An 18,196-nucleotide genomic window follows, 5' to 3' on the forward strand; every position below is an offset into this window, starting at 1 on the left:
GCAGATGTATAAATAATGATGAAAAGTTGTGTTGCATTATCATGCGGTCATTTAATTTCTTCTATTATAAAGGAGGTTTATTGAATGATCCTAGCAGTAGATACACAGAGATTACTAGCTTTGCATTATATATACCCGTTACCTCTTCAGAAATTTCAACAATTATTGTCCCCGGTAAATATGTTAAGCTCTTTTGAAGACATTCATCATGATGAAATAGCGAAAATTCTACAAATATCGGCACAAAAAGCATATCAACTCTCTCAAAGTTTTCGACAAATTATGATAAAACCTTTTGGTGCTGCGTATGCACAGGCCAATATTGTCCCCATACCGTTTTATCATCCATATTTCCCGGCGCAATTATTTGAAATATCCAATCCACCTACTGTATTGTATGTGAAAGGTCAGTATTCTCTGTTAACAAATAACAAACAGATAGCTATTATAGGCTCTAGGAAGGCTACAGCGTATTCTAAGAGGGCGATGGACCTCATAGTACCGCCTCTTGTTCAAAGTGGTTATACGGTCGTTAGTGGGCTTGCTAGAGGTGCTGATACAATAGCACATAGGGCAACAATTGATATGGGTGGTCACACAATTGCTGTACTTGGACATGGTTTTAATTATCTCTACCCAGCAGAAAATCAGATTCTTGCTAAACAAATGGCAGAGCACCAGCTATTAATAACGGAATATCCCCCTCATATAAAGCCTGAAAAATGGCATTTCCCGATGCGTAACCGAATCATTAGTGGTTTATCCCAAGCTTTAGTTGTGACAGAGGCTGCCCTAAAAAGTGGTACGCTTATTACGACAGAGCTCGCATTAGAGCAGGGGAAAGATGTATTTGTGGTGCCTGGACCTATTGATGCGACACAATCTAAGGGGACCAATCAATTACTTATAGAAGGTGCAATTCCAGTCATGAATGGTCATCAAATCGTTGAAACACTGGAGCTCTTTTCTAACAAAAATTGAAAAAAAGTTGCATTATCTTAAAATCTGTTATACATTTTGCAACAGGTAACTTAAAAAAATTAGTAATAGACCTCGCTAAGGGGGAGACATAGATGGCGGATTATTTAGTGATTGTAGAATCACCAGCAAAAGCAAAAACGATTGAACGATATTTAGGAAAGAAATATAAAGTAAAAGCGTCGGTTGGACACGTACGAGATCTTCCACGTAGCCAAATGGGTGTTAGTGCTGAAAATAACTTTGAACCTAAGTATATTACGATACGCGGTAAAGGACCTGTTTTACAGGAATTAAAATCTGCGGCTAAAAAAGTGAAGAAAGTATATCTAGCGGCCGATCCAGACCGCGAGGGAGAAGCGATTGCTTGGCACCTTGCGACTGCGCTAAATATTGATATTCACTCGGATTGTCGTGTGGTATTTAACGAAATTACCAAAGATGCGATAATAGATTCCTTTAAAAACCCACGTCCAATCAATATGGATTTAGTAGATGCACAACAAACAAGACGTATTCTGGATCGACTTGTCGGCTATAACATTAGTCCGATACTGTGGAAAAAAGTGAAAAAAGGTTTATCTGCAGGTCGTGTGCAATCTGTAGCGCTACGTATGATCATTGATCGTGAAAATGAAATTAAAAACTTTAAACCAGAAGAGTATTGGACAATTGAAGGAACGTTTGAAAAAGGTAAAAAAACATTTGATGCGCTTTACTATGGAAATGGTAAAGAAAAAATTAAATTAACAAATGAGGCACAAGTAAAGGCAATATTAAAAGATGTAAAAGGAACAAACTTTGATGTTGTCAATGTTACGAAAAAAGAACGCAAGCGTAATGCTGCACCAGCCTTTACAACATCTTCCTTACAGCAGGAGGCAGCAAGAAAATTAAATTTCCGAGCTAAGAAAACGATGATGCTAGCTCAGCAATTATATGAAGGTATTGATATTGGGAAAAAAGAGGGAACAGTCGGGTTAATCACCTATATGCGTACCGATTCCACACGTATTTCAGATACGGCAAAAGCAGAAGCGGTTACTTATATTGAAGGGAAATATGGCAAAGAATTTATTGCAACAGATATAAAACAGACGAAGAAGGCTTCGAATGCACAGGATGCTCATGAGGCGATCCGTCCAACGAGTACAATGAGAACACCAGAAGAATTAAAAGCAGTTCTTAGTCGTGATCAGTTACGTTTATATCGTTTAATTTGGGAGCGCTTTATCGCGAGCCAAATGGCACCAGCAGTTCTTGATACAGTAGCTGTAGATCTTCAAAATGGTGATGTACTATTTCGTGCGAACGGCTCACAAGTTAAATTCGCAGGCTTTATGAAACTATATATCGAAGGTACCGACGATCAAACAGAGGAGACGACAAAGCTTTTACCTGAGATGGCAATTGGTGATCAAGTAAAATCGCTCGAAATTGAGCCTAAACAACATTTTACACAGCCACCACCACGTTATTCAGAGGCGCGACTTGTTAAAACTATGGAAGAACTAGGCATTGGGCGCCCATCCACATACGCACCGACCCTCGATACAATTCAGCGCCGTGGCTATGTTGTATTAGATGCTAAACGCTTTATGCCAACAGAGCTAGGTGAAATTGTACATCAACTCGTACTAGAATTTTTCCCAGATATCATAAACATCGAATTTACAGCACAAATGGAACAAGATTTAGATGATATTGAAGAAGGCAACCGTCAATGGAAAAGTGTTGTGGAAGAGTTTTATACAGATTTTGAAGTGCATGTAAAACATGCAGATGAAGCTATGGAAAAAGTTGTGATTAAAGATGAGCCTGCTGGAGAGGATTGCGAACTTTGTGGATCTCCTATGGTCTTTAAACTGGGTCGCTATGGTAAATTTATGGCTTGCTCAAACTTCCCAGATTGTAGAAATACAAAAGCTATTATGAAACCAATTGGTGTAAAATGTCCTTCCTGTGAAACAGGCGAAATTGTGGAGCGAAAAAGTAAAACAAAACGTCTATTCTATGGTTGCAATCAGTATCCAGAATGTGAATTTGTATCATGGGACAAGCCAATTAGTAGACCATGTCCAAAATGTAATGCATTATTAGTAGAGAAAAAGATAAAAAAAGGTGTGCAAATTCAATGTACGAAATGTGACTATGAAGAAGCACCAACTCAATGATAGGAAGATGGTAAGAAACATGACTGAACAAGTAGTAAATGTAATAGGAGCAGGTCTTGCTGGTAGTGAAGCTGCATGGCAAATTGCAAAGCGTGGGGTAAAAGTAAGACTTTATGAAATGCGTCCAGTAAAGCAAACTCCGGCACATCATACTGATAAATTTGCAGAGCTTGTTTGTTCTAACTCATTGCGTGCAAATGGTTTAACAAATGCTGTAGGCGTTATTAAAGAAGAGATGCGTACGCTAGATTCGGTTATCTTAAAGGCAGCAGATCAGTGTTCAGTACCAGCTGGAGGTGCATTGGCGGTAGACCGTCATGAATTTGCGGGCTATGTGACAGAGACTGTGAAAAACCATCCACTTGTGGAGGTCATTCATGAAGAAGTCACAGAGATTCCTGAAGGTATAACAGTTATTGCTACAGGTCCACTAACATCAAAAGCTTTAGCTGAAAAAATTCAAGGTTTAACTGGCTTGGATTATTTATACTTCTACGATGCAGCAGCACCTATTATCGAAAAAGATAGCATAGATATGGATAAAGTTTATTTGAAATCTCGTTACGATAAAGGAGAAGCGGCTTATTTAAACTGTCCTATGACAAAGGAAGAATTTGATCGTTTCCGTCAAGCCTTGATCGAAGCAGAAGTTGTGCCATTGAAGGAATTTGAAAAAGAAATTTACTTTGAGGGTTGTATGCCGATTGAAGTTATGGCAGCTCGCGGAGAGAAAACCATGTTATTTGGACCGATGAAACCAGTTGGTCTTGAAGATCCAAAAACAGGAAAACGTCCGTATGCGGTTGTGCAACTTCGTCAAGATGATGCTGCTGGTACCCTTTACAACATTGTAGGCTTCCAAACTCATTTAAAATGGGGTCCACAAAAGGAAGTGCTACAGCTAATTCCAGGGTTAGAGAATGTAGAAATTGTACGTTATGGCGTCATGCACCGAAATACATTCATTAATTCACCAAAAGTTTTAGAAAAAACATATCAGCTTCGTGAGCATAAGAATATTTTCTTTGCAGGTCAAATGACGGGTGTAGAAGGATATGTTGAATCAGCAGGAAGTGGATTAATTGCAGGAATTAATGCAGCTCGTTTAGCACTTGGACAAGAGCCTATTATTTTCCCATTCGAAACGGCATTAGGCAGTATGGCGCGTTATATAACAGAAGCACAGTCGAAAAACTTCCAGCCGATGAACGTTAACTTCGGTATATTCCCTGAATTACCACCTGGTCGTCGTTCAAAACCAGAACGTGCGGAAATGCATGCAACACGCGCAATAAGCTCAATTCACAATTTTGTGAATTCACAAACAATTTAATTGCAAAAAGCCTCTAAAAGTTGATATACTCTTAGAGGCTTTTTCTTTTTGTAGACAAAATGCTTAATTAGACGTATTTTATTATTTTGTATGAAGATTTTCTCAATTTATAACTAATTACACTTGCTATATTATGAAGATAGGTTTAGTGTCAGTATGTATGTTTATTAATGAAATGAAAAACGATACAAACTTGTAAGAGATGACAAAGAAATATTTATCCGTTATATTACAAGTGTCAGTCATTTGAGAAAATTATTAATAAATCATTGGTGGTGAATCTTTCCATGTTAGTTTCGTCCCAAGATGCACTCGAACAGTTCATGCTTTACATCCAAGTTGAAAAGAACTTCTCTGTTCATACAGTGCGAGAATATGAATCAGACCTGCTAGATTTTTTAACCTTTTTACAAAGAGAGGGCATCGATGATTTAGCGAGTGTTGAATATATACATGCACGTCTTTATGTAACAAAGTTGTACGATGAGAAAAGAGCAAGGGCCTCTATTTCTAGGAAAATTTCCTCGATACGCTCCTTTTTTCGCTTTCTAAATAGACAGTACGGATTAGATGACGGAGCATTTCGTTCTCTTTATCATCCAAAAAAAGAATCACGTTTACCCAATTTTTTCTACGAAGAAGAATTGAAGCAGCTATTTGATGCGAATACTGGTGATGATTTGAAATCATTGAGAAATATAGCTATATTAGAGCTGTTGTATGCGACAGGTATTCGTGTAAGTGAACTGACTTCAATCCAAGTAGGGGATGTAGATTTTCATTATTCGATTATACGGGTAATGGGAAAAGGTCGAAAAGAACGAATTATTCCATTTGGTCAATTTGCGAGTTTAGCAATGCAGGACTACATAGAGCAAGCTCGTCCACGATTGATGAAAAAAACTAGTCACCAGCAGTTGTTTGTCAATATGCGTGGTGGGGAACTTACTCCTCGAGGGGTACGTCATATTTTAAACGAAATGATTGACAAGGCCTCACTCCATACGAAAATTTACCCACACATGCTTCGCCATACTTTTGCCACACATTTATTGAATAATGGCGCAGATTTGCGGACAGTGCAGGAGTTATTAGGTCACTCACATTTATCTTCTACACAAGTTTACACACATGTAACAAAAGAGCATCTTCGTCAAACATATATGAATGCCCATCCAAGGGCATAATAGAGCTAAGGAGGAAGGCAGATGGGACAAATTCATGCGACAACGATATTTGCAGTTCATCATAACGGAGGCTGTGCCATGGCTGGTGATGGTCAAGTAACATTGGGAAATGCAGTTGTGATGAAGGGAACAGCAAAAAAGGTCAGACGTCTGTTTAATGGGCAGGTCCTTGCAGGTTTTGCAGGTTCCGTCGCTGATGCATTTACACTTTTTGAGATGTTTGAAGGCAAACTAAATGAGTATAATGGTAATTTACAGCGTGCAGCAGTGGAAGTAGCAAAGCAGTGGCGCGGTGATAAAATGCTTCGCCAGTTAGAAGCGATGTTATTAGTAATGGATAAAACGACATTGCTACTCGTTTCAGGTACAGGGGAAGTCATTGAACCGGATGATGGCATTTTGGCTATTGGTTCTGGTGGAAATTATGCATTATCTGCAGGTAGAGCATTGAAAAAATATGCAGGTGAAACAATGACTGCTCGTGAAATTGCTGAGGCGGCATTAGAAACAGCTGCTGAAATCTGTGTATTTACGAATCATAATATTATCGTGGAGGCGCTGAACTAATGACGCAAAAAAATTTAACGCCAAGACAAATTACTGAGCATTTAGATCGTTATATTGTTGGGCAGAATGAAGCTAAGCGCGCTGTAGCCATTGCGTTACGTAATCGCTATCGTCGTTCGTTGTTACATGAGGATATGAAGGATGAAGTTATTCCTAAAAATATATTAATGATTGGACCAACAGGTGTCGGAAAAACGGAAATTGCAAGAAGAATTGCTAAGCTTACAAATGCTCCTTTTGTGAAAGTTGAAGCGACAAAGTTTACTGAGGTAGGTTATGTAGGGCGTGATGTTGAGTCAATGGTACGTGACTTAGTAGAAGCCTCACATCGTCTAGTAAAGGAAGAAATGATGGAGTCTGTTAAGGAACAAGCAGAAGAATTAGCAAATGAAGCGATTGTGAAACTTTTGGTGCCTTCTTTACGTAAGAAACAGGCGATGCAAAATCCGTTTGAAATGCTATTTGGTGGTAAAGAGCAACCAACGACTGATGATTCTTCAACAGATGAGGTTGAAGTACGCTCTAAGCGTGCACAAATTGCGATTGATTTACGTAACGGTAAATTAGAAAATGAGTGGGTTACTGTGGAGGTAACAGAACAAAATCCATCTATTTTTGATGCGTTACAAGGAACGGGAATGGATATGTCTGCGAATAGTGGCATGCAGGATATGTTATCCAGTTTGATGCCGAAGAAACAGAAAAAACGTCGTGTACAAGTGAAGGACGCCCGTCGTATTTTAACAGTTGAAGAAGCGAATAAGCTGATAGATGCAGATGAAGTGGCACAAGAGGCTATTACTAGAGCTGAGCAAACAGGTATCATTTTTATTGATGAAATCGATAAAATTGCTAGTAAAGAAGGCAATTCTTCAGCAAATGTCTCACGTGAAGGTGTCCAACGAGATATTTTACCAATCGTTGAAGGTTCAACTGTTACAACGAAATACGGTGCGGTGAAAACGGATTATATGCTGTTTGTAGCTGCTGGTGCATTCCATATGTCGAAGCCGTCAGATTTAATTCCTGAATTGCAAGGACGCTTTCCAATTCGTGTAGAGCTTGAAAAATTAACAAAACAGGATTTTGTACGTATTTTACAAGAACCAGACCAATCACTTATTTTGCAATATAAGGCATTGTTAGAAACGGAAGGCGTGGAAATTCATTTCACAACAGATGCTATTGAACGAATTGCTGAAATTGCTACGGAGGTTAATCAGGAAACTGACAATATCGGAGCTCGTCGATTACACACGATATTAGAACGTTTACTTGAAGAACTATCGTTTGAAGCTTCTGAAATTGCACCAGCAAGTATCCCGATCAATGCTGCGTATGTAGATCAAAAACTTGCGGGTATAGTAAAAAACAAAGATTTGTCACAGTTTATATTGTAAGAAAAAGCTAATTAGTATCATTCAATAATAAAAACCTTTAGAATATTTAATAAATACTCTTCGGATTATTTATAGGAGGAACATATAATGAATTTATTAGAAAAAACACGTAAAATTAACTCGATGCTTCAAGCATCTGCTGGTAAACCAGTAAACTTTAAGGAAATGGCTGATACATTAGGCGATATTATTGATAGTAATGTCTATATTTTAAGTCGCAAAGGGAAATTATTAGGTATTTCAATTCACCAACAAATTGAAAATGAGCGTATGAAAAAAATGTTCGAAGAGAGACAGTTCCCAGAAGAATACACACATAGCTTGTTTACGATCTCTGAAACATCATCAAATTTAGATATTAACAACGAACATACTGCTTTCCCAGTTGAAAACAAAGATTTATTCCAAAACGCTTTAACAACAATTGTACCGATTGTTGGTGGTGGTGAACGTTTAGGTACATTAATCCTTGCTCGTTTATCTTCACAATTTGAAGATGATGATCTAATTTTAGCAGAGTATGGTGCGACAGTAGTTGGTATGGAAATTTTACGTGAAAAATCAGAAGAAATTGAAGAAGAAGCCCGTAGCAAAGCTGTCGTACAAATGGCTATTAATTCACTTTCATACAGTGAGTTAGAAGCAATTGAGCATATCTTCGAAGAACTTGATGGCAATGAAGGCTTACTAGTTGCTTCTAAGATTGCTGACCGTGTGGGTATTACGCGTTCAGTGATTGTCAACGCATTACGTAAACTTGAATCTGCTGGTGTCATTGAATCTCGCTCTTTAGGTATGAAAGGTACTTATATTAAAGTGCTAAACGATAAATTCTTAAATGCTTTAGCAGAAATTAAAATGAAATAAATACTTCTTTAAGAAGATTCTGAAAGCGTCTAGGGTAAAACTAGGCGCTTTTTTTTGTGTATTAGCCCGTGAGGGAGAAGATTTTTGTGCTTATTTTTTTGCCATAAGTACAAAAATGCTGATTATTGTAGGTTCTTATTTCTTTCTTCCTAATGCTGTTCAAAAAATCGTCACTACCTTTAGCATATAAAAATGTAATGTGTGTTACTTTAGAAGAATGGTGAAAAACTTGTTCAAATATGTGTCACATTCATAGGCAAAATATGCTTGTGTTGATTGAACTAGTAAAATGGGACCTTTATTTAGTCAATATTTATAAGGCGATAAAGCTCAGAAAAAGGCATATTTAATACAAAAACCGTAAACACTGTCGAAATGGTGTAAAATAACTAGATGTCTAATAACCTTTGATAAACCTTAGAGACATAAGGGATGCAGAAGTTTTGTCATGGTTATACATTAGAAAAAATAGGGCGGATAGACTATTAAAAAGTGACAAAAGACAATAGACACTAGGTATCATCTTAATTACAATTGTATTATTGGATAAATTAACAAGTACATAAATTGAAATAAAATGAGGTGAACAGTTTTGAATTTATTTGGTGGAACTATTAGTAGCCTGGAAAACGGACTTTCCTATGCAACTTTGAATCATAAAACAATCGCAAACAATATTGCGAATGTCGATACGCCTAATTATAAGGCGAAAAATGTTAGTTTTAAGGATATGTTGGTAGAACAGCAAAGTATGTCTATTTCCGCATATCGTACTGACAGCAGACATTATGATTTCACAATTCGACAATCTACGCCTGGCGTTAATAATGTTGAGAACTTGCGATATAGAAATAATGGCAATGCTGTAGATATGGATGCTGAGCAGGCAAAATTAGCAGAGAATCAAATTTATTACAATGCTTTAATTGACCGTGTTAATGGAAAATTAAACACATTGAATACCGTTATAAAGGGAGGTAAGTAATAGATGTCTATATTTCATGGGATGAATACCACTGCCTCTGCTTTAACAGCGCAACGATTACGAATGGATGTTATTTCTTCCAATATGGCAAATGTGGATACGACTCGTGCTCGTCAAGTGAATGGGGAATGGGAACCGTATCGACGTAAGTCTGTGACGTTCGCAGCACAAGAAGGACAATTCTCGAAATTTCTGAATGTAGCCCTTGGTAAAAATGCGAAAAGTGGTGTTGGCAATGGTGTGAAAGTTTCTCGAATTTCAGAAGATCAAGAAACACCTTTCAAACTTGTTTATGACCCAACTCATCCAGATGCAAATGCAGATGGTTATGTGAATATGCCAAATGTGGATCCATTGAAAGAGATGGTAGATTTAATGTCAGCAACACGTTCCTATGAGGCGAATATAACTGTATTTAACGCAAATAAATCCATGCTAACAAAGGCTTTAGAGATTGGTAAATAAATAAGTAGAAAGGAAGATACATAATGACTATTTCGTCCGTTTCGCTAATGACACCTACTCAGGTTGTAAATGAAACAAATAAACTCAATACAACACCTTATGAAGCGCAACAAAGCTTCGCGAACTCGTTAAAAGAAGCAATAGCCAAAGTAAATGATCAGCAAATAACTTCTGATAAATTTACTCAAAAGCTAATTAAAGGTGAAGATGTGGAGTTGCATGAAGTGATGATTGCTTCACAAAAGGCGAGCATTACATTAAACGCAACAATTGAAGTTCGCAATAAGGTGATTGAAGCTTACCAAGAAATAATGCGAATGAGTGTTTAATTTTATTGTCTAGATAAGGAAACTCTTTTCAAACTAGATTAATAACCACTACTATAGTGGACTCATTATGTTCGCAAATTATTGATGGCTAGGTTATTCACTATAACCGGAGGATTCATAATGAATGAACGATTGACGAAAATAAAAAACGACACCAGTCAATTTTGGACAAGTCGAAGTAAAAAGCAAAAAATAGTTATGATTGGCTCCGTGGTAGGCGTCATCGCACTTGCAGCCATCGTGACGTTTTTTGCTTCGAAAACTACATATGTTCCACTTTATAAAGATTTATCAACAAGAGAAATTGGACAAGTAAAGGAAGCACTAGATTCCCAAGGTGTGAACTATGAAATTGCTCCAGGTGGAACATCTATTTTAGTGCCAGAAGAGCAAGTTGACTCCTTGTTAGTACAATTAGCTTCAGAGGGCTATCCGCAAACAGGTACAATTGATTACTCATTTGCTAATAGTTCAGGATTTGGTATGACAGATAATGAATTTAACCTCTTAAAAAAAGCAGCAACTGAAACTGAAATTGCTAAGCTTTTTAAAAATTTAGAGGGTGTAAAAGATGCCAAAGTAATGATTACAGTTCCTGAAGAAGGGGTATTCGTAACGGATGTGCAAGGCGAGGCAACGGCATCTATTGTTTTAAATACAGACCCTGGCTATAAATTTACAGAGCAGCAAATTACTACTATGTACAATTTGGTGTCAAAAAGTATTCCCAATTTAAAAACTGAAAACATCGTAATCTCTAATCAATTCTCAGAGTACTTTGATTTGAATGCTGCTACTACTGATGGTACTTCCACAGCGACAGCCGAAGGTCAATTACAAATGAAGAAATTAGTAGAACGTGATCTACAGCGTCAAGTGCAAAATATGCTAGGAACGTTGATGGGACAAGATAAAGTGATGGTTTCTGTTACAACGGATATTGACTTCAAGAAAGAAAATCGTGAAGAAAACCTTGTGACACCTGTTGATGAAGAAAATATGGAAGGTATCGCAATTAGTGCTCAACGAATTACAGAGCAGTATTCTGGTACAGGCGCAGCAGCTGCAGGAACACCTGAAGCTGAAACAACTACAGATAACTTCACAACGTATAACGAAGGTGCAACAGGGAATGGTGACTATGAACGTACAGAGGAAACGATCAATAATGACGTGAATCGTATACGTAAAGATATCCAAGAAGCTCCTTATAAAGTTCAAGATATTGGAATTCAAGTCATTGTTGAACCACCAACAGCGACAGATGCAGCGTCATTACCAGATGGTGTTCGTGAAGATATCGAGAAAATTTTAAGTACAATAGTTCGTACAACAATTTCCAAAGATGTGGCAGCAGAACTTACACAAGAGCAAATTGACGAGAAAGTAGCTGTTTCAGTACAACCTTTATATGGTAAGGCGACAGAGGTCGCTGATGAAAAACCAGTTATCCCATGGTGGGTTTGGGTCATTGGCGGTATCTTATTAGCTGTTATTTTATTACTAGCATTCTTTATTATCCGTTCTCGTAAGCGTGCGCAGGAAGAAGAAGAGCTAAGTATCCTAGAAGAACAAGAAGAATTAATGATTGATGATATTAATGAAGAAATTGAAACGGAAGCTACAATGCGTCGTAAGCAGCTTGAAAAAATGGCTAAAGAAAAGCCAGACGATTTTGCAAAGTTACTGCGTAGTTGGATTGCGGAAGACTAACTAGGAGGTTCGGCTGTGTCCAAGAAAGATAAGGAATTAACCGGAAAACAAAAGGCCGCACTCTTGTTAATTTCATTAGGGCCTGAGGTTTCAGCTTCTGTCTATAAACACTTAACAGAGGAAGAAATTGAACGTTTAACATTAGAAATTTCAAGTGTTAAAAAAGTAGAATCAAATGTCAAAGAAGAGATTATTGAAGAATTTCACAATATCGCACTAGCGCAAGACTATATCACACAAGGTGGTATTGGCTACGCGAAAACAGTATTAGAAAAAGCGCTTGGTGTTGAACAAGCGCAAACGATTATTAATCGTCTAACATCTTCTCTACAAGTGCGTCCGTTTGATTTTGCTAGAAGAGCTGATCCAGCACAAATTTTTAACTTTATTCAAAATGAACATCCACAAACAATTGCCCTGATTCTCTCTTATTTAGAGGCGGGGCAAGCGGGTGTTATTTTATCTTCACTACCACAGGAAGTACAGGCGGATATTGCTAAACGTATAGCAGTAATGGAATCGACTTCTCCAGAAGTAATTAGTGAAATTGAATCTGTATTAGAGCGTAAATTATCGTCAACAGTTACACAGGATTACACTGAAACAGGTGGTATCGATGCTGTCGTAGAAGTGTTAAATGGCGTAGATCGACAAACAGAAAAAACAATTCTCGATGCACTCGAAATACAGGATCCAGAACTTGCAGAGGAAATCAAAAAACGTATGTTTGTGTTCGAAGATATCGTTACACTCGACAATCGTTCCATTCAACGTGTTATTCGTGACTGTGAAAACGAAGACTTACTGCTTTCAATGAAGGTATCAAGTGAAGAAGTAAAAGATATTATTTTCCGCAATATGTCACAGCGTATGGCTGATACATTTAAAGAAGAAATGGAAATTATGGGACCTGTACGATTACGTGACGTAGAGGAGGCGCAATCTCGAATTGTTGCTGTTATTCGTCGTCTAGAGGATGCTGGAGAGATTATTATTGCTCGCGGTGGAGGAGATGACGTCATTGTCTAGAATCATCCGTTCTATTTACACCCAGTCTGATAGCGATAGTATTAAAGAAATCCAAATCCGAGATATGTTTGAACCGATTGAAGTAGACCAACATGAAGTCTCATCTCAGCATCAATTAACATTGGATGAAATAATGGCAGAGCGAGATCGTTTACTTGCAGAAGCTAGAGCTACTTTGCAAGCAGAACGTGAGATGTTTGAACAAGAAAAGCAATTACACTTCCAAGAAATTGAACACTTAAAGTTAAACTGGGAAGAAGAGAGACCGAATCGAGTGCAAGAGGCGTATGATGAGGGGTTTGGGCAAGGCTATGAAGATGGTATGAACAAAGCCTCTGAAGCAATGGCCCAGTCACTTCAAACTGCGAATGAAGTTATGATTCAAGCGAAACAAAATGCACAAAAATATATTGAAGATCAAGAAGCGGTCATTTTAGAGTTAGGCTTAACTGCAGCAGAACGAATTATTGGCACCTCACTAGAGCAAGATAACGAACTGTTTGTGTCAATTGTGCGTCGAGGGTTGAAAGAAGCAAGGGAAATGAAAGAAATTAAAATTTATGTTTCCCCAACATACTACGCTTTAATTACCACTAATCGAGATGAATTAGCAGAAATGTTCCCGATGGATGTACCATTTATGATTTTTGTGAATGAAGATTTAGACAATGAAACAGATTGCTATATTGAAACAAATCATGGTCGCATTATGGTTAGTATTGATGAGCAATTGAATGAGCTTAGATTAAAGCTACATGAAATATTAGAGAGTAAGGAATGATCTTGATGAAAACGGCTCAATTAATCGAACATATTCCTCATATACCTACTTTTAAAAAGTTTGGTAGAGTAACTAGAGTTGTCGGCTTGATGATTGAGTCGCAAGGTCCAGATAGTTCCATAGGTGATGTCTGTAAAATTCATGTGGAAACTGTAAACAATGGTCACCAAATCATTTTAGCAGAGGTTGTTGGTTTTAAAGATGAGATAGTTGTCTTAATGCCATTCACCTCTTTACGTGAAATATCTATTGGCTGTCTTGTTGAAGGGACTGGTGCCCCTCTAGAAGTAAAAGTGGGCCCTGAGTTAATAGGAAAAGTATTGGATTCTATGGGGAATCCAATCGATGGCACCTTATTACCGAAAGGGTTAATGACCGTCCCTACTGAGCAAGATCCACCGAACCCACTGACTCGTCCACCAATTGACGAAAGACTCGAAGTAGGGGTGAAGGCGATTGATGGCATGCTAACAGTTGGTAATGGTCAACGTGTTGGTATTTTCGCTGGTTCTGGGGTCGGAAAAAGTACGTTACTAGGTATGATTGCTAGAAACACGCAAGCAGATTTAAATGTCATTGCGCTCATAGGAGAACGTGGTCGTGAGGTTCGTGAATTTATCGAACGTGATTTAGGCGCAGAAGGTTTAAGTCGCTCCATTGTTGTTGCAGCCACATCAGATCAACCAGCATTAATGCGGATTAAAGGCGCTTTTACAGCGACAGCGATTGCCGAATATTTTAGAAATCGAGGCTTAAATGTCATGCTGATGATGGACTCCGTTACACGTGTAGCCATGGCACAACGTGAAATTGGACTTGCCACGGGAGAACCACCGGCACAAAAAGGGTATACGCCTTCTGTATTTGCGATATTACCTAAATTATTAGAACGTACTGGTACTAATGAAAAGGGCTCAATCACAGCATTCTATACCGTTTTAGTTGATGGTGATGATATGAATGAACCAATAGCTGATACTGTGCGAGGGATATTAGATGGCCATATTGTATTGGATCGAAATCTAGCCAATAAAGGTCAATATCCAGCCATCAATGTTTTAAAAAGCGTAAGCCGTTTGATGAATCATGTTGCAGAGCCAGCGCATAAAAAAGCTGCTGAACGATTAAGGGAACTCTACTATACATATGACAAATCTGAGGATTTGATCAATATTGGAGCTTACAAAAGAGGAACTTCTAAAGAGATTGATGAGGCCATTCATTATGAACCGCTCATTACGCATTATCTTAAACAAGGCTATTTAGACAAAGTAACATTAGAAGAAAGTGTCAATGAGTTAATAACATTATCGAACGGTGGTGCGAAATAGATGGTCAGTTATGTGTATCGTTTTGAAAAAGTGTTAACAATTCGTGAGCAAGAAAAAAACGAAACCGAAATGGCTTATAAAGAATCTGTCCGTTCTTTTGAAGAAATAGCAACAAGATTATATGAATTACTTAAAAAGAAAGAAGACTTAATCGCATTTCAGCAGGAGCGTTTAACGATTGGCTCATCTATTGACGAAATTCATCATTATAGTCGTTTTATAGATAGTCTTGAGAAAACAATTGCAGATGTACAACAGAAAGTGATACAAGCTCGTGCGAAGATGAATTGGCACGAGGAAAAATTATTAGAAAAAAACTTGGAAGTACGTAAATTTGAAAAAATGAGAGAAAAAGATTTGAAGCTATTCCAGCAAGAGCAAGATCGTATAGAAAGCCTTTTTCTAGATGAAATTTCATTACAAACGTATAACAAGAGAGAAATCAGGTGATTTCATGGCAAAAAAAGACAATCGATTGACAGCGGAGTTAGTAGAAGTGCAGTCAAAGAAAAAAACAGGGGGCTTTCTAAAGTTTTTTACTTGGATTGTACTACCGATTATGTTTGTAGTAGCGGTTTTACTTGTTGTGGCAACGTTAATGAATACGAATGTCTTTGATTTAGGGAAAAAGGCAATAGGAAGTTTACCCTTTGTCCCATCAGAAGAGCAACAAGCTAAAGATGCTGCCATTAATAACGACTCTAAATTAGTTAATTTACAGGCAGAGATACAAGAAAAAGAAGCTGAAATTACACAGCTACAAAAAAAGCTTGATACAACAACAACTGAAAAAGAGAAGTTAGTGATAGAAAAAGAACAGTTGCAATTTGAAATTGAAAAATTGAATCGACAACAAGATGATGTAAAGCGTGACTTTAATGATATCTTATCAACGTTCGATAAGATGTCTCCGAAAGCTGCAGCACCAGTATTAATCAATATGAGTGATGCGGAGGCGCTACGAATTTTAACGAATTTAAAGCCTGATAAGTTAGCAGCCATATTAGAGAAAATGGATGCCAAAGATGCAGCAAAATATACGGAGTTAATGGCTAAACAATAAGATAAATGAAAGGAGGTGAAAGAACAATGGATGTAGCAATGATGCAAATGATCACTAAGTCTGTACCTAATAAAGCAGCAAAATCTTCAACCGTTAATAGTCCTGAAGGTAAGGTCAATGGAACTCCGAATAAAGAAAATGTATCGAATTTCGGGTCTGTTTTTAGTAAAATGATGTCGTCTTCAACGCAAACAAACCAATCTTCGCAGTCAACTGCAACAAAGGAGCTAGCCGATTTACAAGCGGTTTTAAATGCTGATTCAATGGAGGAATTACTAGATTTACTAGGAATCCCTCATGATGATGGGTTATTAATGCTTCAGCTTGGCGAAGACAATAAAGCAGTGGCAATGGATGAAATGCTTAATTTAGAAAATATACTAAATGCATTAGGTATTGATGAAGAGCAACTTCAAAAAATAGTCCAACAGCTGCTAGGAGAAGAGAAGGAAGCTAGTGATGTTTGGGAGCTACTATCACTAGTAGATGCCCAAGCGCCGATACTGCAGGCACAAATAGGACCTGCTTTACAAGGTGAAGGACAAGTAACACCAAAAGACGCTACACAACTGCTTCAAGTATTGAAGCTAGCACAATTAGTCGGACAGAAAACGGACTTAACAACTTCACAAGAAAACTTATTAACAACGGTTAAGAGTCTATTAACATCATTACAAACGCAAGTAGAAACTACACAACTAACAACAACCAAAACAACTGGAGCATTGCCATTACAAGGCTTTCAGCAAGTAGTTCAGCAAGTACAAGTGACGAAGCAGAGTGAGACAAGCACAAATGACATGGTTACACCGCAAACAGTTCAAACAAAACCGGATACATTCCATGTCACATTACCAACTGCCAAACCTGCGCAGTCTGAGGCTTTGTTAAAAGAAATGCAGGCTATTATGAATAGAGCACAAATTTCAAATGCACAAGGGATCACACGTTTAACGATTAAATTGTACCCAGAAAATCTTGGGACAGTTCGTATTGAACTTGTACAAAATGATGGCGTACTGACAGCTCGTTTACTAGCTTCTACAGCTCATGGACGTGAATTACTTGATAGTCAAGCACATCAGCTAAAACAAGCTTTTGTTCAACAAAACATTCAAGTAGATCGTCTTGATATAGCACAATCACTACAAGATGCAGATCGCCAGCAACGCGATCAAAGCTTCTTCAATAATTTCTTTAAGCAGCAACAGGATGAAGAGCAAGAACATAAAAATGAAGATGAAGATGAAGGACTATCCTTTGATGACTATTTAATCAATGAGGAGGTGTAATAATGGCAGATGCAACAAAAAATGTAAGCAATACATCCATAACGGATGATTTGTATTACTCGAATTATAAAAAACCAACGAAACAAACAGGTAATAGTGAGCTTGGCAAAGACGCCTTTCTACAACTTTTAATTACACAATTACAGCATCAGGACCCTACAAATCCTATGGATGACCGAGAATTCATTTCTCAAATGGCACAGTTTTCTTCTTTAGAACAAATGCAAAACATGACAAAGACAATGGAGTCATTATTGGCATCACAGCAACAAACACAGATGATGAATTATGCATCCTTTGTTGGTAAAGAAGTGAAATGGCATGAAATTACAGATAAAACAGATGAAAAAGGGGATCCTGTTGTAAATGAAGGAACAGGTGTAATTGAATCCTTGAAATTTGTAGATGGTAGTGTTGTATTCAAATTAACAGATGGAAAAGAAATAACGCCTGGTAATATTTCAGGAATACTAGGTGGCTCTGGAACAAATACAGATGGCGGTAATACTGTACCAGAATCTCCGCTTGTACAGGCAAGTAAACTGATTGGTAAAAATGTTACGTATAAAGATGGCGACCAAGAATTACAAGGTCGAATTGTCTCTGTTTCAAATAAAGATGGCGTTATCTATTACGTATTAGATAATGATAAAAAACTAACAGATAAAGATTTTACAGTAATTAGCGAATAAAGGTGGAGAA

The 18,196-nt window shown here is 37.6% G+C and carries 18 protein-coding genes; all 18 read left to right on the forward strand.

Annotation, left to right across the window (positions count from 1 at the left end):
* Positions 1-84 precede the first annotated feature (84 nt).
* The 18 genes from dprA to flgD all read left to right on the forward strand — a co-directional run bounded on the left by dprA (position 85) and on the right by flgD (position 18,186).
* On the forward strand, positions 85-981 hold the full coding sequence (dprA, locus tag MHI04_RS05035) for a DNA-processing protein DprA (RefSeq protein ID WP_342535384.1): 897 nt from the start codon (positions 85-87) through the stop codon (positions 979-981).
* Between the two features lie 92 nt (positions 982-1,073).
* Positions 1,074-3,152: a type I DNA topoisomerase gene (topA, locus tag MHI04_RS05040; RefSeq protein WP_036124760.1), complete on the forward strand. Its 2,079-nt coding sequence runs from the start codon at positions 1,074-1,076 to the stop codon at positions 3,150-3,152.
* Positions 3,153-3,171: 19 nt separating this feature from the next.
* The gene (gene trmFO / locus MHI04_RS05045) at positions 3,172-4,485 is read left to right on the forward strand and encodes an FADH(2)-oxidizing methylenetetrahydrofolate--tRNA-(uracil(54)-C(5))-methyltransferase TrmFO (protein ID WP_036124758.1); all 1,314 of its coding nucleotides are present in this window, start codon (positions 3,172-3,174) and stop codon (positions 4,483-4,485) included.
* A 287-nt stretch (positions 4,486-4,772) separates the two neighbouring features.
* Positions 4,773-5,672: a tyrosine recombinase XerC gene (gene xerC, locus MHI04_RS05050; RefSeq protein ID WP_036124756.1), complete on the forward strand. Its 900-nt coding sequence runs from the start codon at positions 4,773-4,775 to the stop codon at positions 5,670-5,672.
* A 21-nt stretch (positions 5,673-5,693) separates the two neighbouring features.
* Entirely contained in the window at positions 5,694-6,239 is a 546-nt protein-coding gene (gene hslV, locus MHI04_RS05055; RefSeq protein WP_036124754.1) for an ATP-dependent protease subunit HslV, read from the forward strand.
* Positions 6,239-7,639: an ATP-dependent protease ATPase subunit HslU gene (hslU, locus tag MHI04_RS05060; protein ID WP_036124752.1), complete on the forward strand. Its 1,401-nt coding sequence runs from the start codon at positions 6,239-6,241 to the stop codon at positions 7,637-7,639. Before hslV ends, hslU begins: the two co-directional genes overlap by 1 nt.
* Before the next feature lie 87 nt (positions 7,640-7,726).
* Positions 7,727-8,506 (forward strand): GTP-sensing pleiotropic transcriptional regulator CodY, encoded by a 780-nt coding sequence (gene codY, locus MHI04_RS05065; protein ID WP_004229266.1) that lies wholly within the window; start codon positions 7,727-7,729, stop codon positions 8,504-8,506.
* 592 nt (positions 8,507-9,098) lie between these two features.
* Positions 9,099-9,491: a flagellar basal body rod protein FlgB gene (gene flgB, locus MHI04_RS05070; protein WP_036124750.1), complete on the forward strand. Its 393-nt coding sequence runs from the start codon at positions 9,099-9,101 to the stop codon at positions 9,489-9,491.
* A 3-nt stretch (positions 9,492-9,494) separates the two neighbouring features.
* Positions 9,495-9,956 (forward strand): flagellar basal body rod protein FlgC, encoded by a 462-nt coding sequence (gene flgC / locus MHI04_RS05075; protein ID WP_036124747.1) that lies wholly within the window; start codon positions 9,495-9,497, stop codon positions 9,954-9,956.
* Positions 9,957-9,979: 23 nt separating this feature from the next.
* Complete coding sequence (fliE, locus tag MHI04_RS05080) at positions 9,980-10,285, forward strand: flagellar hook-basal body complex protein FliE (protein ID WP_036124744.1); 306 nt, start codon at positions 9,980-9,982, stop codon at positions 10,283-10,285.
* A gap of 120 nt (positions 10,286-10,405) precedes the next feature.
* Positions 10,406-11,998, forward strand: coding sequence for a flagellar basal-body MS-ring/collar protein FliF (gene fliF, locus MHI04_RS05085; protein WP_036124742.1), 1,593 nt, complete (start codon positions 10,406-10,408; stop codon positions 11,996-11,998).
* Positions 11,999-12,013: 15 nt separating this feature from the next.
* Entirely contained in the window at positions 12,014-13,027 is a 1,014-nt protein-coding gene (gene fliG / locus MHI04_RS05090) for a flagellar motor switch protein FliG (RefSeq protein WP_036124740.1), read from the forward strand.
* Positions 13,020-13,808, forward strand: coding sequence for a flagellar assembly protein FliH (gene fliH, locus MHI04_RS05095; protein WP_058843503.1), 789 nt, complete (start codon positions 13,020-13,022; stop codon positions 13,806-13,808). Before fliG ends, fliH begins: the two co-directional genes overlap by 8 nt.
* A 5-nt stretch (positions 13,809-13,813) precedes the next feature.
* On the forward strand, positions 13,814-15,139 hold the full coding sequence (gene fliI, locus MHI04_RS05100) for a flagellar protein export ATPase FliI (protein WP_036124834.1): 1,326 nt from the start codon (positions 13,814-13,816) through the stop codon (positions 15,137-15,139).
* Positions 15,140-15,589 carry a flagellar export protein FliJ gene (gene fliJ / locus MHI04_RS05105; protein WP_036124736.1) on the forward strand — a complete coding sequence of 150 codons (450 nt, stop codon included), beginning with the start codon at positions 15,140-15,142 and terminating at the stop codon, positions 15,587-15,589.
* A gap of 4 nt (positions 15,590-15,593) precedes the next feature.
* Positions 15,594-16,202: a hypothetical protein gene (locus MHI04_RS05110; protein ID WP_036124734.1), complete on the forward strand. Its 609-nt coding sequence runs from the start codon at positions 15,594-15,596 to the stop codon at positions 16,200-16,202.
* 26 nt (positions 16,203-16,228) lie between these two features.
* A complete protein-coding gene (locus MHI04_RS05115) occupies positions 16,229-17,494 on the forward strand; it encodes a flagellar hook-length control protein FliK (RefSeq protein ID WP_058843504.1) in 1,266 nt (421 codons plus the stop codon).
* 2 nt (positions 17,495-17,496) lie between these two features.
* On the forward strand, positions 17,497-18,186 hold the full coding sequence (gene flgD / locus MHI04_RS05120) for a flagellar hook assembly protein FlgD (protein WP_036124730.1): 690 nt from the start codon (positions 17,497-17,499) through the stop codon (positions 18,184-18,186).
* The last annotated feature ends 10 nt before the right edge of the window (positions 18,187-18,196 follow it).

Origin of the sequence: Lysinibacillus sp. FSL K6-1151 (assembly GCF_038630755.1) — a bacterium.
Lineage (GTDB): Bacteria > Bacillota > Bacilli > Bacillales_A > Planococcaceae > Lysinibacillus > Lysinibacillus fusiformis_D.